At 40.2% G+C, this 26,660-nt stretch carries 23 protein-coding genes; 13 read left to right on the top strand and 10 right to left on the bottom strand.

Going from position 1 to position 26,660, the window contains the following annotated elements; all coding sequences use genetic code 11:
• Positions 1-63 precede the first annotated feature (63 nt).
• The 3 genes from ACT53H_RS14010 to phnX are packed head-to-tail and all read left to right on the top strand — an operon-like array spanning position 64 to position 3,284.
• Positions 64-1,218, top strand: a complete 1,155-nt coding sequence (locus tag ACT53H_RS14010) for a TIGR03364 family FAD-dependent oxidoreductase (RefSeq protein WP_476009445.1) — start codon at positions 64-66, stop codon at positions 1,216-1,218.
• 26 nt (positions 1,219-1,244) lie between these two features.
• A complete protein-coding gene (phnW, locus tag ACT53H_RS14005; RefSeq protein ID WP_476009570.1) occupies positions 1,245-2,432 on the top strand; it encodes a 2-aminoethylphosphonate--pyruvate transaminase in 1,188 nt (395 codons plus the stop codon).
• A 36-nt stretch (positions 2,433-2,468) separates the two neighbouring features.
• On the top strand, positions 2,469-3,284 hold the full coding sequence (phnX, locus tag ACT53H_RS14000) for a phosphonoacetaldehyde hydrolase (protein ID WP_476009444.1): 816 nt from the start codon (positions 2,469-2,471) through the stop codon (positions 3,282-3,284).
• Between the two features lie 206 nt (positions 3,285-3,490).
• Here the strand turns inward: phnX and ACT53H_RS13995 are convergent, their stop codons facing one another.
• Both ACT53H_RS13995 and ACT53H_RS13990 read right to left on the bottom strand, forming a co-directional pair.
• Positions 3,491-4,741, bottom strand: coding sequence for an MFS transporter (locus ACT53H_RS13995; RefSeq protein WP_476009443.1), 1,251 nt, complete (start codon positions 4,739-4,741; stop codon positions 3,491-3,493).
• Between the two features lie 61 nt (positions 4,742-4,802).
• Entirely contained in the window at positions 4,803-5,954 is a 1,152-nt protein-coding gene (locus ACT53H_RS13990; RefSeq protein WP_476009442.1) for an acyl-CoA dehydrogenase family protein, read from the bottom strand.
• Positions 5,955-6,285: 331 nt separating this feature from the next.
• Between ACT53H_RS13990 and ACT53H_RS13985 the strand changes: the two genes are divergently transcribed.
• Together ACT53H_RS13985 and ACT53H_RS13980 are read left to right on the top strand one after the other, a co-directional pair.
• Positions 6,286-7,503, top strand: a complete 1,218-nt coding sequence (locus ACT53H_RS13985) for a CaiB/BaiF CoA transferase family protein (protein WP_476009441.1) — start codon at positions 6,286-6,288, stop codon at positions 7,501-7,503.
• A 186-nt stretch (positions 7,504-7,689) separates the two neighbouring features.
• Positions 7,690-8,535, top strand: coding sequence for an IclR family transcriptional regulator (locus ACT53H_RS13980; RefSeq protein ID WP_013198245.1), 846 nt, complete (start codon positions 7,690-7,692; stop codon positions 8,533-8,535).
• A 64-nt stretch (positions 8,536-8,599) separates the two neighbouring features.
• On the opposite strand, the gene ACT53H_RS13975 is transcribed toward ACT53H_RS13980, so the two are convergent.
• Complete coding sequence (locus tag ACT53H_RS13975) at positions 8,600-9,409, bottom strand: enoyl-CoA hydratase (protein ID WP_476009440.1); 810 nt, start codon at positions 9,407-9,409, stop codon at positions 8,600-8,602.
• A gap of 284 nt (positions 9,410-9,693) precedes the next feature.
• Here ACT53H_RS13975 and ACT53H_RS13970 point away from each other — a divergent pair, with 284 nt between their 5' ends.
• On the top strand, positions 9,694-10,665 hold the full coding sequence (locus ACT53H_RS13970) for an NAD(P)H-dependent flavin oxidoreductase (protein ID WP_476009439.1): 972 nt from the start codon (positions 9,694-9,696) through the stop codon (positions 10,663-10,665).
• Positions 10,666-10,725: 60 nt separating this feature from the next.
• On the opposite strand, the gene ACT53H_RS13965 is transcribed toward ACT53H_RS13970, so the two are convergent.
• The 6 genes from ACT53H_RS13965 to ACT53H_RS13940 form a co-directional block, all read right to left on the bottom strand.
• The gene (locus ACT53H_RS13965; protein ID WP_476009438.1) at positions 10,726-11,898 is read right to left on the bottom strand and encodes an MFS transporter; all 1,173 of its coding nucleotides are present in this window, start codon (positions 11,896-11,898) and stop codon (positions 10,726-10,728) included.
• 64 nt (positions 11,899-11,962) lie between these two features.
• Positions 11,963-12,805 (bottom strand): IclR family transcriptional regulator, encoded by an 843-nt coding sequence (locus ACT53H_RS13960; RefSeq protein WP_009391028.1) that lies wholly within the window; start codon positions 12,803-12,805, stop codon positions 11,963-11,965.
• A 109-nt stretch (positions 12,806-12,914) separates the two neighbouring features.
• Positions 12,915-14,120: a 3-oxoadipyl-CoA thiolase gene (locus ACT53H_RS13955; RefSeq protein ID WP_005069941.1), complete on the bottom strand. Its 1,206-nt coding sequence runs from the start codon at positions 14,118-14,120 to the stop codon at positions 12,915-12,917.
• A gap of 14 nt (positions 14,121-14,134) precedes the next feature.
• Positions 14,135-15,658 (bottom strand): 3-hydroxyacyl-CoA dehydrogenase, encoded by a 1,524-nt coding sequence (locus ACT53H_RS13950; RefSeq protein ID WP_476009437.1) that lies wholly within the window; start codon positions 15,656-15,658, stop codon positions 14,135-14,137.
• Between the two features lie 61 nt (positions 15,659-15,719).
• Positions 15,720-16,481: an SDR family oxidoreductase gene (locus ACT53H_RS13945; RefSeq protein WP_476009436.1), complete on the bottom strand. Its 762-nt coding sequence runs from the start codon at positions 16,479-16,481 to the stop codon at positions 15,720-15,722.
• Between the two features lie 29 nt (positions 16,482-16,510).
• Positions 16,511-17,299 carry an enoyl-CoA hydratase gene (locus ACT53H_RS13940; protein WP_476009435.1) on the bottom strand — a complete coding sequence of 263 codons (789 nt, stop codon included), beginning with the start codon at positions 17,297-17,299 and terminating at the stop codon, positions 16,511-16,513.
• A 311-nt stretch (positions 17,300-17,610) separates the two neighbouring features.
• Between ACT53H_RS13940 and ACT53H_RS13935 the strand changes: the two genes are divergently transcribed.
• Genes ACT53H_RS13935 through ACT53H_RS13910 form a run of 6 tightly spaced genes read left to right on the top strand, consistent with a single transcriptional unit; the run spans position 17,611 to position 24,065 of the window.
• On the top strand, positions 17,611-18,765 hold the full coding sequence (locus ACT53H_RS13935; RefSeq protein WP_133746304.1) for an acyl-CoA dehydrogenase family protein: 1,155 nt from the start codon (positions 17,611-17,613) through the stop codon (positions 18,763-18,765).
• Between the two features lie 58 nt (positions 18,766-18,823).
• Positions 18,824-20,107: an MFS transporter gene (locus ACT53H_RS13930; RefSeq protein ID WP_476009434.1), complete on the top strand. Its 1,284-nt coding sequence runs from the start codon at positions 18,824-18,826 to the stop codon at positions 20,105-20,107.
• A 47-nt stretch (positions 20,108-20,154) separates the two neighbouring features.
• A complete protein-coding gene (locus ACT53H_RS13925) occupies positions 20,155-20,823 on the top strand; it encodes a 3-oxoacid CoA-transferase subunit A (RefSeq protein ID WP_000608703.1) in 669 nt (222 codons plus the stop codon).
• Positions 20,823-21,476 carry a 3-oxoacid CoA-transferase subunit B gene (locus ACT53H_RS13920; protein WP_174740918.1) on the top strand — a complete coding sequence of 218 codons (654 nt, stop codon included), beginning with the start codon at positions 20,823-20,825 and terminating at the stop codon, positions 21,474-21,476. Before ACT53H_RS13925 ends, ACT53H_RS13920 begins: the two co-directional genes overlap by 1 nt.
• A gap of 36 nt (positions 21,477-21,512) precedes the next feature.
• Positions 21,513-22,829, top strand: a complete 1,317-nt coding sequence (dcaP, locus tag ACT53H_RS13915) for an outer membrane trimeric porin-like protein DcaP (protein ID WP_174729466.1) — start codon at positions 21,513-21,515, stop codon at positions 22,827-22,829.
• 18 nt (positions 22,830-22,847) lie between these two features.
• Positions 22,848-24,065 (top strand): MFS transporter, encoded by a 1,218-nt coding sequence (locus ACT53H_RS13910; RefSeq protein ID WP_476009433.1) that lies wholly within the window; start codon positions 22,848-22,850, stop codon positions 24,063-24,065.
• A gap of 20 nt (positions 24,066-24,085) precedes the next feature.
• Here the strand turns inward: ACT53H_RS13910 and ACT53H_RS13905 are convergent, their stop codons facing one another.
• Positions 24,086-24,535 carry a PaaI family thioesterase gene (locus tag ACT53H_RS13905; protein ID WP_081399537.1) on the bottom strand — a complete coding sequence of 150 codons (450 nt, stop codon included), beginning with the start codon at positions 24,533-24,535 and terminating at the stop codon, positions 24,086-24,088.
• Positions 24,536-24,837: 302 nt separating this feature from the next.
• On the opposite strand from ACT53H_RS13905, the gene ACT53H_RS13900 reads away from it, so the two are divergent.
• Complete coding sequence (locus ACT53H_RS13900; protein ID WP_004793075.1) at positions 24,838-26,640, top strand: acyl-CoA dehydrogenase C-terminal domain-containing protein; 1,803 nt, start codon at positions 24,838-24,840, stop codon at positions 26,638-26,640.
• Positions 26,641-26,660: the final 20 nt, after the last annotated feature.

The raw sequence follows: 26,660 nt of genomic DNA, 5'->3' as shown, positions 1-26,660 counted from the left end.
CGAAATGCTTTGTTCAACAAGGCAAGGGTTTGTTCATCCTAAATTTCGCAAATTGGAAGTCTTATGAATAACGTACAGTTTGATTTAATTGTTGTCGGTGCCGGAATTTTAGGTTTGTCCGCTGCTATACAGGCACAAGAGCAAGGCTTAAAAGTGTGTATTTTTGAGAAAAATGCTAAGCCTGTAGGTGCAACTCGCCGTAATTTCGGCATGGTTGGAACATCGACTTTAACCCATCCAGAGCAACAGTGGCGAAAGTATGCACTTGAAACGCGCTCTTTTTATCAGCGTATTCAGGCTGAAACCGATATTTCATTTGAGCAAAGACAAGGCGTATATCTGGCAAACACTGCACTTGAATGGCAGGTTTTAAAGGAGTTTGCCGAGCGTGCAGGCCGGTACCAGATTCCGGTTCATCTGCTTAGCCATGAAGAACTAACTACACAATTTTCGTATTTGAATCCTGAGCAGCAGTTCCAAGGCGGCTTAATCTTTGAAGAAGATTATTCGGTCGAACCGCATGTGATCGGACAACGACTGTTGGCATATGCACAAAGAAAAGGTGTAGAGATTTATACCAATGCGTGTGTAGTACAAACCAAATATCAGCAGGAAAAGTGTCAGGTTCGTTTGGCAAGTGGCGAGTCATATTGGGCAAATAAAGTTTTGATCTGTCACGGTGAGGTCATCGATATTTTATATCCAGAGTTGCTGCAAAGTTTGAATCTGAAACGTTGTGGCTTACAAATGGCGCTGACTCAACCATTTCAACAAAAATTAAATACTTCTCTTTATTCAGGTTTGTCGATTTCGCGCTATCCAGCCTTTGAGATTTGCCCAAGTCATCATGAGCTGATTAAAGCGTCACAACAAGGATTTGTTAAAGAATTTGGTATCCATATTCTGATTAAACAAAACGAATTTGGTGAACTGATTGTGGGTGATAGTCACGAATACCATCCGCTTGATGAAGCACCTCAATTTGAGCAACGCGAAGACATTAATCAATTTATTCAAGCCTACTGCCACGAAAAACTGGGGCTGACCTTACCTGCAATTCAAAAGCGTTGGAATGGTTATTACCTAACCCATGAACACGAGCTGGCCTGTGTTACTGAAGCCGAGAGCAACATCTTCCTGGTGAGTGCGATCGCTGGCAAAGGTATGACCACAGGGGCTGGATTTATGAAAGAAATATTAGAACAAAATATTTACTAGTTTTTAATCTGGTTTAAACCAGATTGGTGTATATTGAAATTAACGTGAACGAAACGAGCAATCTTATGAACATGCAACCACAAATCGATATGGATTTAGAAAACAAATATCTGCTTTTGACACCAGGTCCATTATCAACTTCTGCGACGGTCCGCCGTGCCATGCAAAAAGACTGGTGTACTTGGGACCAAGAATATAATTCGCTTGTACAAGATATCCGCTCTCGATTGGTCAATTTGGCAACTAGTCAACCTGAAACATATACGGCTGTATTAATGCAAGGCAGTGGAAGTTTTGCGGTGGAGTCTGTACTTGGTTCAGCTATTCCGCGTGATGGCAAAATCTTAATCATTAATAATGGCGCTTATGGTGCACGTATGGTGCAAATGGCGCGTTGCCTAAATATTGAAGTGATAGAGCTGAACTATTTAGAAACCCAGACACCAGATTTACAAGAAATTGAACGTGTTTTAAAAGATAAAACCATTAGTCATGTTGCTTGTGTGCACTGTGAAACCACCACGGGAATTTTAAACCCGATTCAAGACATTGGCCGTTTAGTTAAATCGGCAGGGAAAATCTGGATTGTAGATGCGATGAGTTCATTTGGCGGTGTGCCAATGGATATCGCGGAGCTTGAAATTGATTTTCTGATTTCAAGTGCAAATAAATGCATTCAAGGTGTGCCGGGCTTTGGTTTTATTTTGGCGAAACGTGATTGCCTAGAAGCCTGTAAAGGTTTGGCACGTTCGGTCAGCCTCGATTTATATGACCAGTGGAATACCATGGAACAGCATAACGGTAAATGGCGCTTTACCTCGCCAACCCATGTAGTACGTGCATTTTACCAAGCCTTGCTTGAGCTTGAGGCAGAGGGCGGAGTTGCTGCACGTTATCAACGTTATTTACAAAACCAACAAACCTTATCTCAAGGTATGCAACAGCTTGGTTTTGAATTGGTATTAGGCAATCAAGCACCCCAATCACCAATTATCACAACATTCCTTTACCCGACAGTTGAAACATTTAGCTTTCAGTCATTTTACGAAACTTTGAAAAAATCAGGCTACGTGATTTATCCGGGCAAAGTTACCGACCTCAACTGCTTCCGTATTGGCAATATTGGCGAAGTTTATGTTCATGACATTGAAGGACTTCTTGCTGCAATTGCCAGCTACTGCAAAAGCCATCTAAATCAAGCTGTAATAGCATAATTTTTATTAAATTATTTACATTAAAGGAAATACACCATGACGACCAACAATACACAAATTCAAGCCGTGGTTTTTGACTGGGCTGGCACAACAGTAGATTTTGGCTCACGTGCACCAATTTTGGCTTTTATGGCTTTATTTAAAGACAACAAAGTTGAAATTACGGTTGAAGAAGCTCGTGCACCAATGGGTTTGGAAAAACGCGACCATATAGCTGCTGTTTTAAAAATGCCGCGTGTAGCAGCAGCATGGCAGGAAGTATATGGGCAGGCTGTAACAGAGGCAGATATTGACCGTTTATATAAAGACTTTATTCCTTACCAATTAAAATCGATTCCCACATGTTCTGCTTTAATTCCGGGTGCATTGGCGACTTTTGAAAATATTAAAGGCCGCGGTGCAAAAATTGGCAGTAACACAGGTTATGCATCAATGATGATTGGGCGATTGGTTAAAGATGCTGCCGATCAGGGCTATCGACCGGACTGCATTGTTACTGCCAGTGACGTGAAATTTGGTCGTCCATATCCTGAAATGTTATGGAAAAACTTAATTCAACTTGATGTATCAGACATCAAAACTGTTGTAAAAGTGGATGATACCGTGGTGGGTATTGATGAAGGTTTAAATGCGGGATGCTGGACTGTAGGACTTGCGATTAGCGGTAATGAAGTCGGTTTAAGTTATGAAGAGTGGAGTGCATTATCGGCTGATGAACAAATTGTTCTAAAAGATAAGGCCTATCGAAAAATGAATGCTTCAGGTGCTCACTATGTGATTGATAGTGTCGCAGACTTGCCAAATGTACTAGATGATATTGAACGCCGTTTAGGACAGGGTGAACGACCTTAAATATAGTTTAGGTCAATATATTTTTAAGCTTAGCTCCCTTGGGAGCTAAGCTTACCTAAAAAATTAAAATGAAGAGTAATAAACTCCACATATTTGAAAATAAGGAGCAACCTTGCAGATTAAACTCCTATTTTCCTCTAACTATCTAAACATATGCTCCAATAGTTAGTTCCATCACTACATATAGATATATGTAATGAATTTCTTTACGACTTTTGTGGGTCGTATATTTTTTCTTTAATGAATAGAGCAGGGATCACACCACAAATCAGGTAAGCTACACCCATCACGACAAAACCTAGACCAATAGATCCGCCGGATGCTAAGAAGCCGATAGTTGCAGGAGCTAATGCAGCGCCTAAACGTCCAACATTATACGCGCCGCCAATGGCTGTACCGCGAATAGCTGTCGCAAAACTTTCGGTCATATAGGTTGCATTTACACCATAAGGGATGCCGTAGAGGAAGCCGAAGGTGATGAGTAAATAGAGAATGTTGCTTGGCGAGTTATAAAAAACAATTAGAGGTAAGAAAATAGCAGTACCGATTGCACCAAACGCGTAGGTAAAACGACGCCCTAATTTATCAGCCATCATGCCTGCAAGGACTTTACCTAAAATCATGGCGGTATATGTACCTACCATATAAGCCGTCATTTCTTTGAACTTCATACCCAGTTCACTTTCTAGATATGACGGCATCCAGTTATTTACACCATAGTAGCCAAACTGTAAGAAGCCCGCGGTTAACGCCCACAAGATAAACATATTACGGTTTTGTTTATCTTGGAAAATAAGCTTAAATGCTGAAGTTTTCGGAGCGTTTTGCGCCAAAACAGGTTGTTGTAGTCGAGACTTTTGCCATGCTTCTGGTTCTGGTACCAGAATATGCATGAGAACAGCAATAACAACGGGAATAATGGCAACATAAAACAGCATACGCCAGCCATGATCAGGAATAATCCAACCTGCAAGTAAAGTCGCAACAATATATCCAACAGTCCAGCCAGCTTGTAATGTTCCAAGGACTGTTGTGCGGTAACGTGTTGGTACATATTCGGCCATGAGAGTATTACAGGCGATATAGAGTGAACCCAAACCCAGTGACGCAAAAAATCTTAAAATACCAAACTGAAGAAAGCTTTGAGTAAAACCTAAGCCACAGGTGAGAAGTGAGAAAATTAAAATAGAAATAACCACAATGCGGACGCGACCAAATTTATCGCATGCCCATCCCCCAAAAATGCCACCAACAGCCATACCTGCTAATGTAAAACTGCCAAGCATACCTGCTTGTACTGAACTTAATCCAAAATCTGCCTTAATACTATTTAAGCTATAAGACAGCAGCATCAAATCTGCACCATCTACCAGCAATGCCAGAAATGCAAAAATAAAAGCTATTTTCCACGTATGAGGTTGTATACGAGAAAGACCTTCTTTGTAATTTGTAGCCATAATCCATTACCTACATTTGATTGAAAGCACTTCAAGTCGTTTTAAAGTGCTTAAAATTTGATTAAGACGCAGCGCGAATCATGTTTCGGGCAATAATCACCTGTTGAATTTGAGTGGTGCCTTCATAGAGGCGGAATAAACGCACATCGCGATAAAAACGTTCAATGGCATATTCACTGATGTAACCCGCACCGCCGTGAATCTGTACACAGCGATCGGCGACACGACCACACATTTCGGTCGCAAACATTTTTGCGCATGAAGCTTCAGTGCTCACGTTATGTCCGGCATCGCGTAGGCGTGCAGCGTCTAAGACCATACATTTAGCCGCATAAATTTCGGCTTTTGAGTCGGCAAGCATGGCTTGAATGAGTTGAAATTCGGCAATAGGTTGTCCAAACTGCTTGCGTTCGATGGCGTAATTTAAAGAATCGTCTAGCATTCTGGTTGCTGCGCCGACACTTAAAGCAGCAATATGCAAACGGCCTTTATCGAGCACTTTCATGGCCGTTTTAAAACCAACACCTTCCACGCCACCAATGAGTGCTGAGGCAGGAATACGACAATTTTCAAAAATCACATCACAGGTATGGGCACCTTTTTGTCCCATTTTTTTATCGCGTTTACCAAGTGAAATGCCTGGGGTTTGACTGTCGACAATAAAAGCAGAAATACCACCAGCACCTTTAATATCAGAATTTGTACGTGCCATGACTGTAAATACGCCAGCATGGGGTGCATTGGTAATAAAGCGTTTAGTGCCGTTTAACACATAAAAATCGCCATCTTTTACTGCACTGGTTTTTAAAGAGGCTACGTCCGAGCCTGCGTCTGGTTCGGTTAAACAAAAAGAACTGATCACTTCACCACGCGCTAAACGCGGCAAGAAAAATGATTTTTGTGCTTCGGTCCCGTCAATAATCAGGCCACTTGAACCAATACCATTATTGGTTCCAATCAGAGAGCGAAAAGCAGGAGAGGTACGGCCTAATTCGAAAGCGATATAGACCTCTTCTTCCATCGTTAGCCCAAGACCTTCGTACTCTTCAGGAATGGTTAAACCAAATAAGCCCAGCGCTTTCATTTGTTCAACGATGTGTTGAGGAATTTCATCCGTTTCAGCGACTTCATTCTCATGAGGAATTAATACACCTTCAACAAATTGTCGAATCATATCAACAAGTTGATCTAAGGTTTCCTGATCTCGAATCATAGTCTCGTCCTTTTACTACATGCAAAAAACATCAATGTGATGTTCGTAAAATCATCAATATTTGAAGCGATAGTAATCAAAGGATGAACGTAAAACAATATATTTTGAAAATTAATTTCGCAATGCGATACTTTGTTATTGTTTTATGTTTGCCTAATTTATTGATTTATTTAAGCTATATTTTCTTATAAAAAATCATTATTTTTAGTGGAAAATTAAAGTTTGATTTTTAAAATGAGCTGTGTATATTAAAAATATATATCGCTATGCGAAATTTTAAATGGATAAGTTTTCCAATAGGAAATAAGTCACAAAATATAGTGGGATGAAGATGGGTGCTTTAAATGGAATTCGGGTACTTGACTTAAGTCGGGTATTGGCTGGGCCTTGGTGTGGACAGATTCTTGCCGATTTAGGTGCAGAAGTAATCAAGATTGAAAGACCGAAAGTCGGTGACGATACTCGTTCTTGGGGGCCACCTTGGATGAAAAATGACTCAGGCCAAGACACCCAAGAAGCCGCTTATTACCAGTCCACTAACCGCAATAAGTTATCGGTTGCCATTGATATTGCCAGTTCTGATGGACAAGAGCTAATTAAAGCCCTCATTCAAGACACCGATGTCGTGATTGAAAACTACAAAGCGGGTTCTCTGAAAAAATACGGTTTGGATTACGAGTCTTTATCTGAGATTAATCCTAAACTGGTGTATTGCTCGATTACAGGCTTTGGTCAAACTGGCCCAAGAGCAGAAGAACCCGGTTATGACTTTATTATTCAAGGCATGGGCGGCCTCATGTCAGTCACGGGTGAACGTGATGATTTGCCGGGTGGTGGGCCACAAAAAGTAGGGGTCGCATTTTCCGATTTAGCCACAGGTCTTTATTCTACGATTGCCATACAGGCTGCTTTACTCAACCGCCATGTAACGGGTTTAGGCCAATACATTGATATGGCTTTGCTTGATGTTCAAATTGCCACAATGGCAAATCAGGGAATGAACTATCTTTCATCGGGTAATATCCCGAAGCGTTATGGCAATGCACATGCCAATATTGTGCCTTATCAGGTATTTAAAGCTTCTGATCGTGATTTTATTATCGCGTGTGGAAATGACACTCAGTTTATTCAGCTTTGTCGAAGTATTGGGTTACCCGATTTACCGAATGATGCACGTTTTGCCCGAAATGCAGATCGAATTAAACACCGCGATGAAATTATCGGGATTTTATCAAATCACTTTTTAACTAAAACCGCAGATGAATGGGTAGATGCAATCTATGCCGCTAAAGTTCCTGTCGGTGTGATTAATAACTTGGAACAAGCTTTTCAAGAGCCGCAGGTAATTGCCCGAGAAATGTTAGTCGAGATGAACCATCCTCAACGTGAGAAATTGAAGGTCATTGGGTCACCAATCAAACTCTCTAGAACACCTGTTGAATACAAAACAGCTCCTCCATTGTTGGGTGAACATACGCAGGCGGTTTTAGGTCGGGTAGTTTCTCCTGAAAAACTAGCTGAGCTCAAAGAAAAGGGCGTAATTGGGTAATTGATTTAAAAGCGGAAGGTTAAAATTATATTTAAAATCAGAAAATAAAATCTTTAATCTTTCGCTTTAATGAGTTAAATGAAGTTATCTTTTAGATGCAGACTCGAATGTTTGCTCTTTTGCTATTTATAGAAAAAATAGATTATAATTTTCGCAGTGCGAAACAAAATATGGATTAGTATGACAATGAACGATGCAGTAGATGCAGAACCGACAGAAAAATTATTAGCGCCATTAAGGCATGAATTATTACATCCGATTGAAGACATGCAGGATGAAAATGATCGCCAATTTATTACTGCATTAGCACGTGGTTTAGAACTATTACGTTGTTTTACGCCTAAGCATCAGCATTTGGGTAACCAAGAACTTGCTCAGATGACAGGTTTACCAAAACCAACCATTACTCGCCTTACACATACCTTGTCGCGTTTGGGTTATATCAAACAAGTACCTAACTCAAGCAAATTCCAGCTTTCAGTGGGTGTTCTTGCGTTTGGTTATTCCATGTTATCTAACGTGTCGATTCGTTCTATTGCTCATCCATATATGAAAAATTTGGCAGACTATGCGGGCGCTGCTGTAGCCATGGCAACACGTGATCGACTGAACATGATTTATCTTGATGTGGTACAAGGTAAAGGCAATATGACCATGCGCCGTCAAGTCGGAACTTATTTACCGATTCATTTAAGTTCGATGGGACGTGCATGTTTAGCTGCCATGCCTGAAGATGAAAGAGAGTTTTTGCTTGATGCCATTCGTAGCAAGCACAAAGAAGACTGGATCAAAATTAACCGTGATCTAGACAAAGCGTTTAAAGATTACCAAGATTTTGGATATTGTTTTTCAATCGGTGAATGGCATAAAGATGTAAATTCGGTTGCAGTTCCACTGATTCATGAACAACATGGTTTATTGGTGTTCAACTGTGGCGGTCCAAGCTTTATTATGAACCGTGAAAAACTCGAAGAAGATATTGCACCACGTCTTTTACATATGGTGAATAATATTCGCACCGAGATTAGCTAAACCTATCTGATTTATTTATAAAAGCCAGCAATGATTTTCAATGCTGGCTTTTTAGTAGGTGCATTTAGACTGTTTGGTTATGAAAGTTCGGTTTCCTTTTTTCTCTGAAAGCGCTTAATGCCTCTTTAAACTCGGAACCTTGCAAACAATGCGAGAAAATAGCTGATTCATGATCAATTCGATTTAATAGATCACCAATTGGCATATCTCTTAATAACTTTTTACTCAGCTGTAAGGCTTGGCTTGGTTTGTGAGCGAGTTTGATTGCTATATCTTCAACTACTTGATCCAGCTCAGTTGCTTCAAATATTTCATTTACCAGACCATAATTTTTTGCTTGGTCTGCCGAAAACTTTTCACCCAGTAAAATAATTTCAGAAGCACGAGCAAAGCCTAATAATCTTGGCAAGATGTAGCTTGAACCCGCTTCAGGTACAAGTCCTAAGTTCACAAAGGGAAACTGAAAAATAGAGTTTTGGCTTGCATATACAAGGTCACAATGTAGAAGCATGGTGCTACCAATACCAATTGCTACACCATTTACTTTAGCAATAATTGGTTTTGGAAACGTTGCTAAGCTTTTTAAAAACACAATGGAAGAGGGCGGTTCGGAACTGGTGGTATCACGTTTTTCAAATGCATTGACATCATTGCCGCTAGTAAATGCGGAGTTTTCACCAGTCAGCACAACCACATGAATGTCTTGATTAGTTGCAGCCTTATCTAAGGCCTGACTTAGGGCCGCATACATTTCGTAATTAATTGCATTCTTTTTAGTGGGATTACTCATGGTGAGCGTTAGTATATTTCTATCAAAAGATTCATGAATTGTGCCTGTTTTAAGCTCATTTTGAGTTCTATTGTCCTGCTGCATTATTCATTCCTTTAAATTAACTATTTGAAAATTATTTGTTTCCTGTTTACGGAAACTCATACTTATTCAAATAACTTGCCGTCTAAAATTTAAACTTATTAAAATGATGCTATCGAAAAACAATTCCGTTATCAATTATTTTGTTTTATATTGTGGTATAAAATTTTGTATTGTGAAATTTTATCTTAAGTCACTTTAAATGAAGACAGGATTTATGCGTAAATAAGCATCTAGCTCTGCTAAGGAAATGAGAAGCTAGCTATAGAACGGTGAGTGGAAATAATATGAAGACCAAAATTACAGAACTATTTGAAATCGAGCACCCAATTATTCAAGGCGGTATGCATTATGTTGGTTTTGCTGAGCTTGCTGCTGCAGTTTCTAACGCAGGCGGGTTAGGCATTATCACTGGCCTGACTCAGCGTACGCCTGAAAATTTGGCAAAAGAAATTGCACGTTGCCGAGAAATGACTGATAAGCCTTTCGGGGTAAATTTAACCTTTTTGCCTACGGTGAATACTCCTGATTATCCGGGTTTTGTAGATGCAATTATTAAAGGTGGTGTAAAGATTGTAGAAACAGCAGGGCGGAATCCTGAACAAGTCATGCCGTATTTAAAAGCTGCTGGCATTAAAGTAATTCACAAATGTACTTCGGTTCGACATAGCTTAAAAGCTCAGCAAATTGGGTGCGATGCGGTTTCTGTAGATGGTTTCGAGTGCGGTGGTCACCCTGGCGAAGATGATGTGCCCAATATGATTTTATTGCCTTTAGCTGCCGATGCATTAGAAATCCCATTTGTTGCTTCAGGTGGAATGGCAGATGGACGCTCACTCGCCGCTGCTTTAGCGATGGGTGCTGATGGAATTAATATGGGAACGCGCTTTATTGCGACTCAGGAAGCTCCCGTACACGCAAATGTAAAACAGGCAATTTTAAATGCAACCGAACGAGATACACGTTTAATTATGCGTGCTTTACGTAATACTGAACGTGTTATGAACAATGCTGCTGTAGAAAAAATCGTGGCAAAAGAAAAAGCACTCGGCGATAACATTAAATTTGAAGATATTATCGAAGAAGTTGCTGGTGTTTATCCAAAAGTCATGATTGATGGCGATGTTAATGCAGGTGCATGGTCATGCGGTTTAGTCGCAAGCTTGATTCATGATATTCCGACTTGCGATGAACTGGTTAGCCGAATTGTTAAAGATGCAGAAGATATTATTCGTGGTCGATTATTAGGGCTTTTATAGGACTTAATCTAGCTCCTCTAATTAACTATTAGCATACTTTATATAAGATCAGCACAAGTTTTAACTGTGCTGATTTTTTGCATCCCTCACACAATAATAAAGACATAAAACGGCAAAAATTAAGCCTAAAATGCAGACACCAAACCATCCGAAGTGTTTCCAAGCGTAGCTTCCCGCCGTTGTGCCTAAAGCGCCGCCAGCAAAATAACCCGTCATATAAATCGCATTAAACCGCGAACGTAATTCTTGATTAAGTTTAAATACAATACTTTGGTTGGTGACATGTACAGCAGAAAGAGAAGCGTAAAGAATGAGTAAAGCAATAATGTAAAAAGCGAAATGGTAGGGTAAAAGTGAAAAAAGTATCCAACTTAAAATAAGCCCAATGCCACAAAAAATCGAAATTTTATGGATATAGCCTTGGTCAATAAATTTACCTGAAAAATTAGCAACGAACGTTCCTAACACGCCAACAAAACCGAAAAGGCCAATGGTAAAGTCGCTAAAAAAATAGGGTGCCGGAGCCAGAAGCAACGACATGGTGGTAAAGGTTAAACTCACACATGCAAATGTAAAACCACCAATATAAGTTCTGGTTCTTAACCGTCGATTTTGAATAAAAATCTGTGGAAGAGAGCGAATAGTTTTTACATAGTTTTCAGATTTAGTCGGTGGGAATAACCCGATATTACGATGCAAAATAAAGGCAATAACAAGTAATAGAAAACCACTGACGAGATAAATAATATTCCAAGCAAAAAGTGTAGACATCAGCCCTGAAAGGGAACGGGCGAGTAAAACACCCATCATCAGGCCGCTCAGTAAAAAGCCAACCACACGGCCGCTTTGTTGAATAGGAACCAGACTTGCAGCAAGGGGTAATAACAGTTGAGCTGAACTTGAAAATAGACCAGTAATGACGGTGCCAAGCAGTAAAAGATAAATATTGTGTGAAAAACCGCTAATAATTAATCCACTTGAAGCCAATAACATAAAGATAAATAGTAGTTTGCGCTTTTCTATTATGTCCCCTAATGGCATTAAGAAGAGTAAGCCACATGCGTAGGTGATTTGGGCTAGAGTCGGCACCCACGCTGTAGTCGTTTCAGTTAAATTTAGGCTTACACTAATTGAATGAATGAGTGGCTGACTAAAATAATTTCCGCCTGTACAAATGCCTGCTGCAATTGCCATTAAAATAATGGTTGGGGTATAGAGTGCGTTTTTCATCATGCTTATAGTCATAATGAAAGTGGAACTTTAATCAACACAACCATGACTGTTTTAAGTATGGTTATTAGTGCGTTTCATTCAAGGCATCTTGAATATTGTGCACCATGTGGATTAAACGTGGTCCAATTTCACCTTCAAGTTTTTCTGGATTTAAATGAAAACTTGGCGCACCACAGTTAAAAACATAAAGACCATGTTTGGAGCTGACCAAAGGCACAGCCACCGAGTTCACTTCTTTATGCCACTCGCCTAAAGACAAACAATATCCATAATCTTGATAATCACGGAAAGCTCGTTCTAAAGAGCGTTTTATGGCTGGCCAGTTTTCGGGATTCTTTTGTTTCAGTGCATCGAGTAGAAAGTTGCGCTCACGTTCAGGAGTTGCAGCCAAACAGGCTCGACCCATTGAACTACTATGAAGTGGTAAGGTTGACCCAATTGGACGGCGCATATTTAATGCAGTTTCAATTTGCACAACATCGATATACACCATATTTAATCGGTCACGCGTTGCCATCGCCACAGGGGCCTGAACATACTGACTCAACTCTTCCATATATTGATGAGCAATATTACGAATCGAGATGTTAGATAATGCTGCATATCCTAAAGATAAAACACCAATGTCTAATGTGTATTTGGTTGAGTTAGGCAATTGTTTTAAATAGCCCAATGACACAAGGGTATTGGTAATTCGTGCAATGGTCGGTTTAGGTAAACCTGTCATTTTTGCTAATTCTTGGTTACCGAGCACCTGATTATTTGCAGAAAAGCATCTTAAAAGTTCTAAACCGCGCGCTAAAGAAGCAATAAATTGCGGGTTATTTTCCCGATGTATATGCGAAATAGGATCTAAACGTATCTCATCAAAATTTATTGGTTTTTCAGTTTCCGTGTTTTGAGACATTCGATCCTCAAATATAATTAAAGCAATAGTTTTGCCATTATATTTCGCTATGCAAAATAAATCCATTCATCACTGCGCTGTTGTGATGAATGGATATCTGGATCAATGGTTATGAAACATTTTCAATCACCATCGCAAGACCTTGACCTACACCAATACATAGGCTCACCACTGCATATTTCTTTTTACGGCGAATTAACTCACGAGCTACTGTTAAGCTAAGACGAGCGCCAGATGCACCAAGTGGATGACCAACCGCAATCGCACCACCGTTTGGATTTACACGTGGGTCATTAAAATCAACATTTAGACCTTTTAAACACGATAAAACCTGTGAAGCAAAGGCTTCATTAATTTCAATAATATCCATGTCATCTAAAGTAAGGCCAGCACGCGCAACTGCTTTTTTAATGGCTTCAATAGGGCCTGCACCCATAATGCGTGGTTCAATACCAGCAGCAGCTGCTGACAAGATTTTTGCCATGGGTTTTAGGCCATATTTTTGACCTGCTGCTTCTGAACCAATCAAGAGGGCTGCTGCACCATCATTAATACCTGAGGCATTACCAGCAGTGACCACGCCACCTTCAAAGAGTGGTTTTAACTTTGTGAGTGCTTCAACAGTTGAGCTTGGGCGAGGGTGTTCATCTTCAGAAACGAGTTTAGGAGGTAATTTTTTGCCTTGGAAAACCTCAATTGGCGTAATTTCATCGGCAAAGAAACCTTCTTCTTTGGCTTTTTGATATTTGGCTTGTGATTGGGCTGCAAATAGGTCTGCTTGCTCACGACTAATACCAAAGTCAGCAGCAACGTTATCACCTGTTTCAGGCATTGAATGACCGCCGTACTGAGCAATAATTTTTTTATTTGGAAAACGAGAGCCAATGGTGGTGTCATAAATTTTTGCATCACGACTATAAGCACTTTCCGCTTTACCCATTACAAAGGGTGCGCGAGACATACTTTCTACACCACCTGCGATATAGAGCTCGCCTTCACCACAAGTAATAGCACGTGCTGAGTCAATCACAGCACCTAACCCACTAGCACATAGGCGGTTTACTGTCTGGCCTGGCACAGTGACTGGTAATCCCGCAAGTAATAGAGCATTCCTCGCCACATTACGACTGTCTTCACCTGCTTGATTGGTATCACCTAAAATCACATCTTCAATATCAGCACCCGGTACACCAGTTTTTTCAAGTAGTTTTTGAATGACAGTTGCGGCCAAATCATCAGGGCGAATTGAGGCAAGTTCACCCGCATGACGGCCAAATGGGCTACGTAAACCATCATAAATATATGCATTTAACATTGAGAAATTCCTTTTCAAGACTCATGAGTAAAAGTAAGAGGTAAGTGAAGTGCGACACGACGCTGTAACCACGGGCTAGGGCGGTAACGCGGGTCATGCGTAAGTGCTGTTATACGGTTCAGAATGAGTAAGATTTTTTCACTGCCGACTTGATCGCCCCATTCAATTGGACCAAATGGATAGCCTAAGCCAAGACGTACTGCGGCATTAATGTCATCTACCGTGGCAACATTTTGCTGCGCAATATCACAGCCTAAATTAATGACCATTGCTAAAACACGCTGTGCAACAAAGCCAATACTTTCATTAATCATACTCACCAGATTTTCATCTAAATTGAAAATAGAGTGAGCGGCTTGTCGGTATTCAGGTTTGGTAATGAGGGAAGGCATTAAGGTTCGATGCTTAGCAATGCCATAAAGCATGTCTATAGCAACAGCTTGTTCAGGGTTAACTCCTAGACGGGTAGCTGCTTGAGTTGTATCTTCACCATAACAAGCGAGTAAACATAAACTATCTGTTTGTGGTTCAGGCTGAGTATCTAAGGCAATATTTTGCTGGGTCAAATAATCTTCGAGTTGTTTCTTATCTTCAGAGAAATCGGCAGCGATCCAAATTTTTGGATATTGCGCTAAACGCTCTACAAACTGAGCAGGTTGTTCACCTGTTTTTGAACCGGTTTCATAATTATAAAAACCTTGATTAACCTTACGTCCAAGTTGCTTGGCATCTAGCATCTGTTTGGTCAGCGGGTTCGGTTTGTAGCGGGCTTCTTCATAGTATTGGTGATAAATCGACTCCATAACTGGATGAGAAACATCAAGGCCAGTTAAATCGAGTAATTCAAAAGGACCCATTCTAAAACCAACGCCGTCACGTAAAATTCGGTCAATTTCACTAATGTCACAGACGTTCTCATTTAAAATTTTGAGCGCTTCGGTTCCATAAGCTCGACCCGCATGATTAATAATAAATCCAGGGGTGTCTTTGGCAACAACAGGACGATGACCAAATGCGCGAGATAGATCGTTTAAGGCCTCAACAATAAGTGGGTCAGTTTTTAAACCACGAATCACCTCGACCACTTTCATGAGCGGAACTGGGTTAAAGAAGTGATAACCCACCACACGTTCAGGTTTTTTACAGTTTGCAGCAATGGCTGTAATAGACAGAGAAGAGGTGTTCGAGGCTAAAATGGCATTTTCTGAAACAACGTCTTCAAGCTGCTGCATTAAGCTTTGTTTGATATCTAGACGCTCAACAATTGCTTCTACAATCAGGTCGCAATTTTTTAAATCTTCAATTTGATGAGCAACAACTAAATGGCTATTTGCCAGAGCTGCTTGCTCAGGTGTAATTTTATTTTTGTCGACTAACTTTTGAAATGTGGCAGCCAGTTTTTCTTTGGCCTGTTCGGCTGCGCCTGCTTTAGCATCATATAAATAAGTGGTATGACCTGACTGCGCAGCAATTTGAGCAATGCCACTGCCCATAATACCGACACCAATCACAGCCATGCTTTTAATATCATAAGTCATGTCGATCATCCTGATAATTAATCTAAATTTGAAATTAAACGGAAAAATAGGGTTTGGTGATTTAGCTTAAGCATTGTTTATCACCGTCAATGGGTAAGATTTGCCCTGAAATTGAGCGGCCACTGTCTGACGCTAAAAACAGGCATAAATCTGCAATATGCTTTGCATTGACAAAATATTTGAGCGACTGATTTTTCAGTGCGTTTTGAGTCACTTCTTCAAGTGAGGTATGGGCTACATCGGCACGGGTCTGTAATACACGTTGAACTCGATCACCATCTACTGCACCCGGAAGAATAGCGTTAACTCGAATATTGTCTGCACCGAGTTCCATAGAAAGCGTTTTGGTAAAACCAATCAGCCCCCATTTTGAAGTGGAATAAGCCAATCGGTACGGATAGCCTAAGCGACCGGCAATAGACGACATATTAATAATCACGCCTGCCTGTGCTTTCTTTAAATAGGGAATAGCTAACTGGGTAATTAAAAAAGTGCTATTCAAGTTTAAATTAATTACCGAGTTCCAATCATCAAAACTTAGTTCATCTGCGGCAACAGTCGGGCCTGAGATGCCAGTGTTATTGACTAAAATATCAATACCGCCAAGTTTCTGAACTGCTTCATTAAACATAAGTTTAATTTGCTCATGATCAGCCAAATCACACGTATGTACATGCAGCTTAGGATAATCTTGTTGAAATTGTTCGAGGCTTTTAGCACTAATATCACAAACGAAAACTTCATCATGATTGTTTAAAAAGACTTCAGCAATGCATCGTCCAATCCCTGAACCACCTGCACTAATTAATACTTTTCTACTCATTTTCATTCCTTTGTTATTATCGTTTTAAATTATTTACCTTGATAAGACGGTTTACGTTTTTCAATAAAAGCTTGAACGCCTTCATTTTTATCTTCGGTAGAAAACAGTAACTGGAATGATTTTCGTTCTAGAGTTAAGCCTGCATTTAATGGCACGTCTTCGCTCATGAGTGCAACTTCTTTAATTTGTTGCAGGGCAATAGGAGGCATTTTTGCGAGGCTTTGTGCCATTTGAATCGCAGTTGGTATGGTTTGGTCGTCTTCTGTGACTTGTGAAACAAGACCGATGATATAAGCTTCTTCGGCTTTCACCATAGCACCCGTCATAATCATGCGCATGGCATGAAATTTACCAACCGCACGGAATAAACGTTGTGTCCCACCAGCACCCGGCATTAAACCGACTTTAATTTCCGGTTGACCAAAGGTTGCGCCTTTACCTGCAATAATAATATCAGCGTGCATTGCAAGTTCGCAGCCACCCCCTAATGCATAACCATTTACAGCAGCAATCACGGGTTTAGGGCACTGAGCAATCGCATTCCAATAACGTTCAGTGTGTCTTAATAACATTTCAGTTGAAGTTGCGGTTGCCATTTCTTTTAAATCTGCACCTGCGGCAAAGACTTCTTCGCCACCTGTGAGCACAACTGCATTGATCTCATCGTTAAAACTTAATTCAGTAAAAGCTTGTGCTAATTGTTTGCGAACTTCTGTATTCAGTGCATTTTTTGCTTCAGGTCGGTTTATTTTTACAATCGCTATTTTTTGAATAGAAAAGTCGATTTCTACGAAATTATTCCCTGTTAATACACTCATTTTTGAATTCCTTGTTTCGCATATCAAAACTATATTCCTTTTATGATGCTTATTTTGGAATTTATTTCAAGTCTTATTTAGTCCATTAGAGCAATTATGATTTATTAAATAAGCTAAGTGATTGATATTACGTAATGGTAATTTTTTAAATTTCGTTTAACGAAATTAATTTTCAAAAAAGCTTGAAATTTGTATTTTTGTTCTCGTACTATGAAACACATCCGCAGTAAACAAGATTTAAAACATGGTATCCAGACAAGCTGGAGATGGCTGATGGGTACGATGGAAATACATAAAAAGGGAGATCACAGATGATCCGTGATGAAGGGATGTTGGAGCAGTTACTTTCAACAATTCGAGATTTTGTAAAAAATGAATTGATCCCTCGTGAAAACGAAGTGGTAGAGAAAGACAAAATTCCGGATGACATTGTGCAGCAAATGCGTGAGCTTGGTTTGTTCGGCCTCACAATTCCAGAAGAATATGGTGGTCTAGGCATCACCATGGAAGAGGAAGTCAGAGTTGCATTTGAACTTGGACAAACCTCACCGGCTTTTCGTTCTTTAATTGGTACCAATAACGGTATTGGCTCAAGTGCAATTTTGATTGATGGCACAGAAGAGCAAAAGCAAAAATATTTACCTCGTTACGCAAGTGGCGAAATTATTGGTTCATTTTGTTTAACCGAGCCTGAATCTGGTTCCGATGCTGCTTCTTTAAAAACCAGTGCCGTAAAAGATGGCGATTTTTATGTATTAAACGGTACCAAACGTTTTATTACCAATGCACCTCACGCTGCAACTTTCACCGTGATGGCGCGAACCAATCCGGAAATTAAAGGGTCGGGTGGCATTTCAGCTTTTTTAGTTGAGGCCAATACACCAGGTATTACATTGGGTAAAATTGACCAAAAAATGGGGCAAAAGGGTTCACACACCTGTGATGTGATTTTTGAAAATTGCCGTGTGCCTGCTTCTGCACTGATTGGTGGGGTAGAAGGTGTCGGTTTTAAAACGGCCATGAAAGTGCTTGATAAAGGGCGCTTGCACATTGGTGCCTATAGCGTGGGTGTTTCTGAGCGTATGTTAAACGATGCATTGCACTATGCAATTGAGCGTAAACAATTTGGTCAACCCATTGCGAACTTCCAGTTGATTCAAGCGATGCTTGCTGACTCAAAAGCCGAGATTTATGCGGCCAAATGTATGGTTTTAGATGCAGCCCGTCGCCGTGATAATGGCGAAAACATTAGTACAGAAGCATCTTGCGCAAAAATGTTTGCAACTGAAATGTGCGGACGTGTTGCTGACCGCTGTGTACAGATTCACGGTGGCGCAGGCTATATCAGTGAATATGCCATTGAGCGTTTTTATCGCGATGTTCGCTTGTTCCGTCTTTATGAAGGAACCACGCAAGTTCAACAAATTATTATTGCCAAAAATATGATTAGGGAAGCTACAGCCTAATAAAAAATCAAATGCCATGAGGCATTGGATGCCTCATGTTCCTTCTGAGGATATGGACATGACAACAGAAACAGTTGCACAAAATACGGCTAGCAGTGAAGCTATCCAGACACCAAAAAAGATTTGGATTACCGCATTTATATTCGCTTTTTTAACATTGTTGTGTGATGGGGCAGACTTAGGTTTTTTGGCATTAAGCCTGACCAGTCTTAAAACAGAATTTCATTTAACGGGTGTACAAGCTGGAACACTAGGTAGCTTAACGCTTTTTGGATCGGCTATTGGTGGTCTGATTGGTGGCTGGGCGTGTGACCGTTTTGGGCGGGTCCGCATTATTGTGTTCTTTATTGCTTATTCTTCAGTTTTAACCAGCGCACTGGGTTTTACTGATTCTTATATGCAATTTGCAGTTTTAAGAACTTTTGGAGCAATGGGTTTAGGTGCGCTCTATATTGCTTGTAATATTTTAATGTCAGAAATGGTGCCAACCAAACATCGTTCGACTGTTTTGGCTACGCTGATGACGGGTTATACCCTAGGATCCTTGCTAGCGACCTTATTGGCAGGACATATTATTCCTGAACATGGCTGGCGTTTCCTCTACTGGATTGCAATTACGCCTGTGGTGTTATCAATTTTAATGCACTTTTGTGTGCCTGAACCTGAGTCTTGGAAAAAAGCACGTCAATTAAAAGCGCTAGAAGTCGCTCAAAGTAACCAGCCTAAAAAACGTCAAAATCCTTATCTTGAGATTTTAAGAGATAAGAAACACGGCACCATGTTTGTTCTTTGGATTATTAGTACAGGTGCATTGCAGTTTGGTTATTACGGCGTAAGTAACTGGTTACCAGCTTATTTAGAGTCTGATCTTGGCATCAAATTTAAAGAAATGGCCATGTATATGGTCGGTACTTTCCTGATTATGATGTTTGCCAAAGTAATTGCTGGGATCGTTGCCGACAAATTAGGACGCCGCGCTGTATTCGCTTTCGGAACTATTGGTACAGCTTTATTTATTCCAGTTATTGTTTATTTAAATACACCAACGAATATCTTATGGATGATGCTGTTCTTCGGTTTCCTTTACGGTATTCCATACGCAATTAATGCCACTTACATGACGGAAAGCTTTCCGACGTCCATCCGAGGTTCGGCAGTAGGCGGTGCTTATAATATTGGTAAAGTACTTTCAATTTTCTCTCCATTAACAATAGGTTATTTATCACAAAACGGTTCTATTGGCTTAGGGCTTTTGGTGATGGCTGCGGCTTATTTTATCTGCGGTGTAATTCCATTGTTATTTATTAAAGACCGACTATTTAACCCGCAAAAGGCAGAGTGACAGATCAATCTGTCACCTTAAATTAAGGATGAAAAGGGACAAGTGAGATGATAAATAAAATCACCAGTGACATTGAACCGATTTTAAAAGCTATTCCTGATGGAGCAACTATCATGACAGGCGGGTTTGGTGTGACGGGACAACCTGCTGAATTAATTGAAGCCTTAATCGATTTAGGAAAAAAAGAACTCACCATTGTAAATAACAATGCGGCTTCTGGTGATCGTGGTTTAACAAATCTGATTATTGCGGGTTGCGTTAAAAAAATGATTTGTTCATTTCCAAAATCTGCTGGGTCAACCGTTTTTCAAGACTTATATAGAGCAGGAAAAATTGAGTTGGAACTGGTTCCGCAAGGTAATTTGGCTTGTCGGATTCAGGCAGCAGGTGCGGGTCTCGGTGCTATTTTTACGCCGACTGGTTATGGCACCAAAGTTGCCGAGGGTAAAGAGACCCGAACCATTAACGGTAAAAACTATGTGCTTGAATATCCACTTGAAGCTGATTTTGCACTGATTTATGCCGATAAAGCCGACCGCTGGGGCAATTTAACTTACCGTAAAGCAGCTCGTAATTTTGGGCCAATTATGGCAAAAGCCGCTAAGACCACCATTGTTCAAGTGAATGACACTGTAGAGCTAGGAACGCTTGACCCAGAGTGCATTATTACACCGGGAATTTTTGTTCAGCACGTTGTAAAAGTAGGAGATATCTAATGTCAGTTCAAAAGCGTTCTCGTGAAGATATTGCCAAACTTATTGCTAATGACATTCCGGAAGGTTCCTATGTCAATTTAGGGATTGGCTTACCGACCAACGTTGCTAAATTTTTGCCAAAAGACAAGGAAATCTTTTTACATTCGGAAAATGGTGTTTTGGCTTTTGGGCCGCCGCCACAACCTGGTGAAGAAGATGAAGACTTAGTGAATGCCGGAAAAGAACTTGTCACTTTATTAGATGGTGGATGCTTTATGCATCATGGTGACTCGTTTGACATTATGCGTGGCGGCCATCTGGACATTTGCGTAATTGGTGCATTCCAAGTTGCGGTAAATGGAGACTTGGCAAACTGGCATACCGGTAAAGCAGATGATGTACCCGCAGTTGGCGGTGCTATGGATTTGGCAGTCGGCGCAAAAACGATTTATGTCTATATGGAGCATGTCACCAAAAAAGGTGAGTCCAAAATTGTAAAAGAACTCAGCTATCCAATGACAGGTGAGCAGTGTGTAAATCGTATTTATACCGATTTATGCATTATTGAACTCAAAGATCAAAAAGCTTATGTCACAGAAATAGTAGACGGCTTAACTTTTGATGAATTACAGGCAGTCACTGACTGTGAACTAATCGATGCACGTGTAGCCTAAATACACACGGAAAAACGCTTCTTTAAGGATTAAAAGATGAAAAAATTAATTTTAGCTGCAGCTTGCGCTGCGGCTTCAGGGACTATTTTTGCAAATTCTTCAGATACGACAGAACAAAGAATTAATTTGCTAGAAACCGAGCTGCAAAAATTAAAAGCAGAACTTGCTGCTCAGAAACAAACTCAAAATAATTTACAGGTCAAACAGGTAAAGATTGAAGAGAACATTGAAAAAACTAAAGCGACTGTAACAGAGAAGCCTGTTGCTCCTTCATGGGTGACTTGGACGGATAATGTAAAGGTTTACGGTATTGCCCGTGTTGATGCAGCGGTCGACTTTAAATCATCACCAGACTCGGGTGGTAGAACGACCAGCAGTTTGTACCGAACACCTTTTGAAAGTGAAAAACGTTCAAATCATGCACGTTCGGATGCCATGATTAATGCAAGCCGACTAGGTGTTTATTTTAATAGCCCTAATAAAGCTGTGACGGGAAATATTGAAGCCGATTTCTTTGATAGCTCTAACATGGGAACGGGAGATGGTAAATTCCGTATTCGTCATGCATTTTTCACTTATAAGGATTGGACCTTTGGTCAAACATGGTCACTCATGTCCAACATGGAGACACGAACAGAATCTGTGGATTACACGCAATTTGTGGGAACTTCCTATACGCGTACTCCTCAAATTCGCTATGACTGGAAAATCGATGCTAATAATGATTTAAAAGTAGCCTTGGAATATACAGGTTCGAGAGTCTCGGCATTTCCGACTTTAACGGGTCGCTATACCTTTAAACAAGGTCCTTTAACGGCGCTTGCTCAAGGCTTTATTAATGAAAAATCAGCAGATGTCGCAACTGCAACGGTTAAAAAAGTAAGTTGGGGGGCTGGAGGTGGCTTAAAATACCAATTAACGCCGCAACAATCGGTACAGGCGAATTATCAATATATTGTCGGTGATCAAAAGTTTATGCCGTACACCACGCAAAGTGGCTTGGCAAATTCGACAAATTTAAATGCAGCGGGTGATTTTTCTTTAAACGAAGACAAAACAGATTTAGTGATGAATAAGTTGAATAGCATCAATATTGGTTATTCATATAAATTCAATGAGCAATGGCGTGCAAACTTATCGGCTTCAATGTTTGATTATGATGATGACACGGCGTATGCCAAACTCAACCCAGATGCCAATAAGCGTTTAACTGACTATGCCGCGAACGTCTTTTATTCACCAATTGAGCAAATGGATATTGGTATGGAATATCATCAAGGCAAACGAGAGGTTTTTGATGGTCGAACCGCTGATGTATCACGCGTAAACTTTGTGTCGATGTATAAATTTTAAAATAGGGCGTAATTAAAAATGGAAAAAATAGTTGAGCCCAATGCAGAAAATATACTGTCAAAAAGCTTTATTTTTATCATGGCAATGACATGTGGAATTTGTGCGGGTTCAAACTATTATAACCAGCCCTTAATCTATTCAATTGCTGAAGCATTAAAAGTTAATGCCGATCAAGTCGCTTTAACCATTGTCATTAGCCAACTGTCCTATGCAGTTGGCCTTTTTATATTAGTTCCCTTAGGCGACTTCTTTGAAAAGCGTAGTTATATATGCTTGCTCATGTGCTGTACGGGGCTTGCACAAGTAGGGCTATCCTTAAGTCAATCTTTGTCAGCCTTATATGGCTTTACTTTTTTAGCCACATTCTTTTCGATTGCAACTCAAGTTTTAGTGCCATTTGCAGCCGGTTTAGCCAGCCCACAAAAAAGCCCTCAAGTTGTAGGCACTCTCATGAGTGGTTTGTTCTTGGGAATATTATTGGCGCGTTCTATTGCAGGCTTACTTTCTACAGTTTGGTCTTGGCATGCAGTTTATTTAATTAGCGGAATTGTCATTTTGGTGTTTGCTTGGGTAATGTGGGTGAAGTTACCAATTGCGCGTAAGTCCCACCAGCTCAATATTCTACAGATTTATAGCTCATTATTTTCATTAGCTGTTCATCAGCCCCATTTACTGCGCCGTGGTTTGGCAGGTGGAATTGGCTTTGGTATTTTGGCGCTCATTTTTACTACCATGACTTTTATATTGGCGAATGAGCCTTATCACTTTAATGATTTTCAAATTGGTTTATTTGGAATTGTTGGTTTGGCAGGTGTATTTGCGACGCCTTGGGCGGGTAAGAAAATTGCGGCAGGACTTGAAAATAAAATTGCTGTGATTTGTATGGTGTTATTAATTAGCGCCTGGATTCCTCTATTTTTTGCACAGCAATCTTTAGTGGCTTACGCAGTCGGTGTGATCATGGCATATTTTGGGTTATCGGCATTTCATGTGTTGAACCAAAATTTGGTCTACCGAATTTCAGCAGAAGCTCGTTCCCGTATTAATTCAATCTATATGACTCTATATTTCGGTGGAGCTGCCTTAGGTTCTTTTATTGCAGTTTATGCATGGAAGCATTGGGGCTGGGAAGCTTGTGCCGCTTTAGGTTTAGCGATGGCAATATTAAGTTTTATGATTGATCGCTTAGATTTTTATGAAATGGGCAAACTTGCAAAGCAAGAAAAAGCTCCATAAACAGGAGCTTCAATATTTTATTATTTGCGAATAATCATTAATGTTGCCGAGGCAAAAGCATACACTTTGCCATTTTCATCTATGATTCTACCTTCGGTACTAATAATATTGCGTCCCGCATTAATTAATTCGGCTGTCGCATAGTAAGACGTATCAACCTGCATGGGGCGAATCATTTTTACATTTAAATCAATGGTTCCATAGCCAACCCCATGTTCAAGTAAGGTATGAGCTGCACTGCCTGTAGCGGTGTCTAGCGCTGTCGCACAAAAACCGCCGTGTACACCGCCTTGTATATTCCGATGTTCTTTGCGAGGAGTAACTTTATAAGTTGCTTTACCTTCGGAAACTTCAACGAGTTCCATCGGTATGGTGTGAGCCATAGGTGAGGGTGAAACTTCACCATTTTTTAAAGCGGTTAAAAACTCAAGACCTGTGTATTTCGGGCTTTCCATGAATCGTCCTTGGATGATTAAGCAATGTAATCACCATACTATAAATTGAATTTTTACGGAATAAAATTTTGCAATACAAAATTTAAATTTATTCTTATTAAGCGATGCTAATTACTTTTTATTCTATATTTTTATTTTAAAACATGTATTTATATTTTATATCCATTTCCGAGTTACGATATTCTTATTAAATTAGTGAAAATATATTTTGCTATAAGAAATTTTTTGATATTTTGATGATTGAAATAATAAAACTCTATTCAAGGAAAAAACGACATCTGTCTATCACACAGGCAGTACCGTGAAAGGAAAAAACTATGCCTTTATACAAAGCTCCATTACGCGATATGCAATTTGTGTTGCATGAAATGCTTCAAACAGAACAGAGCTACCAAGGTTTAAGCAAATATCAGGAAAGCATAAATCGAGAATTAATTGATCAATATTTAGAGGCTGCCGCAGATTTTTGTGAAAATGAGTTGGCGCCGATTAACCAAAATGGCGATCAGGAAGGGTGCCATTTAAATCAAGGCGTAGTAACAACTCCGAAAGGTTTTAAAGAAGCCTACCAAAAATATGCTGAGCTTGGATTTACCTCACTAACCGCCGATCCAGAATATGGCGGACAAGGCTTACCGACACTGCTGCGGATTGCCATTTCTGAAATGTTATGTGGTTCTAATTGGGCGTGGGCAATGTATCCGGGTTTGTCTCATGGCGCGATGAGAACCATTGAGCACCATGGTACTGAGCAACAAAAACAGCAGTATTTGACTAAACTCATTAGCGGTGTCTGGACCGGAACCATGTGTTTAACCGAATCACATGCAGGCTCAGATCTTGGTTTAATTAGAACTAAAGCAGAACCAAATCCGGATGGTAGCTACTCCATTACGGGTGAAAAGATTTTTATCTCGGCGGGTGAGCATGATCTTTCCGAAAACATTATTCATATTGTTTTAGCTCGTTTACCTCAGGCACCTGCAGGTACAAAAGGTATTTCTTTATTTATTGTGCCTAAAGTTAATGTAGATGATGAAGGTAATTTAGAAGACCGTAATAAAGTCGTCTGTAGCGCGATCGAACATAAAATGGGGATTCATGGAAATGCCACCTGCGTACTTAATTTTGATGGCGCAAAAGGTTACTTAATTGGTCCGGAAAATCGCGGTCTCAATTGCATGTTTACCTTTATGAATACCGCACGTATTGGAACGGCAGTACAAGGGCTTGCAGCTTCTGAAATTTCATTTCAAGGGGCATTAAATTATGCCAAAGAGCGTCTCGCCATGCGTTCACTATCTGGTTCTAAATATCCAGAAAAAAATGCTGACCCAATTATTGTGCATCCGGCTGTGCGTTCAATGTTAATGATCCAAAAGGCATTTTCTGAAGGTGGACGTGCACTGGCTTACTTTTTAGCTCAGCATGTCGATATTGTGGAAAGTTCAGCCGATCAGGAGCAACAAAAACAATCTGATGAGTTACTCGCTTTTTTAACACCAATTGCTAAGGCCTTTTTAACCGAGTCAGGTAATGAGTCTGCCAAACATGGTGTTCAAGTATTCGGCGGTCATGGCTTTATTGTTGAGCATGGAATGGAGCAAATTGTACGTGATGCGCGTATCTCCACATTATATGAAGGAACGACCGAAATTCAGTCTTTAGATCTACTTGCACGTAAAGTTCTCAAGTCAGAAGGCAAACTTCTAAAAAATATGACGGATCTAATTGATCAGTTTATTAGTCAACAGCAGTCCAATGAAGTGCTGAAACCTTATTTAGAAAAATTAGCTGAGCTTAAGCAGCAATGGCTGTCACTGACTAAATTGATTGCAGAGAAAGCCAAGCACAACCTAGAAGAAATAGGGGCCGCTTCGGTGGATTATCTTTATTTTTCCAGTTACGTTGTGTTCGCTTATTTATGGGCGCGAATGGCACAAGTTGCCCATGAAAAATTAGAATCGGGTACACAAGAGCAAGCTTTTTATAAAGCGAAGTTAACAACAGCTAAGTTTTTCTATCAGAAACTTTTACATCGCACACAAAGTCATGCTGCTTCTGTTGAGTCTGGCGCTGACGCTGTGATGGAGCTCGATCAAGATGCTTTTGCATTTTAGTGAATCGTCATTGTTAGAAA

The organism is Acinetobacter sp. DMC2 (assembly GCF_056314305.1).
Note: the sequence above shows the minus strand (reverse complement) of the source record. Positions and strands in the feature narration are given on the sequence as shown.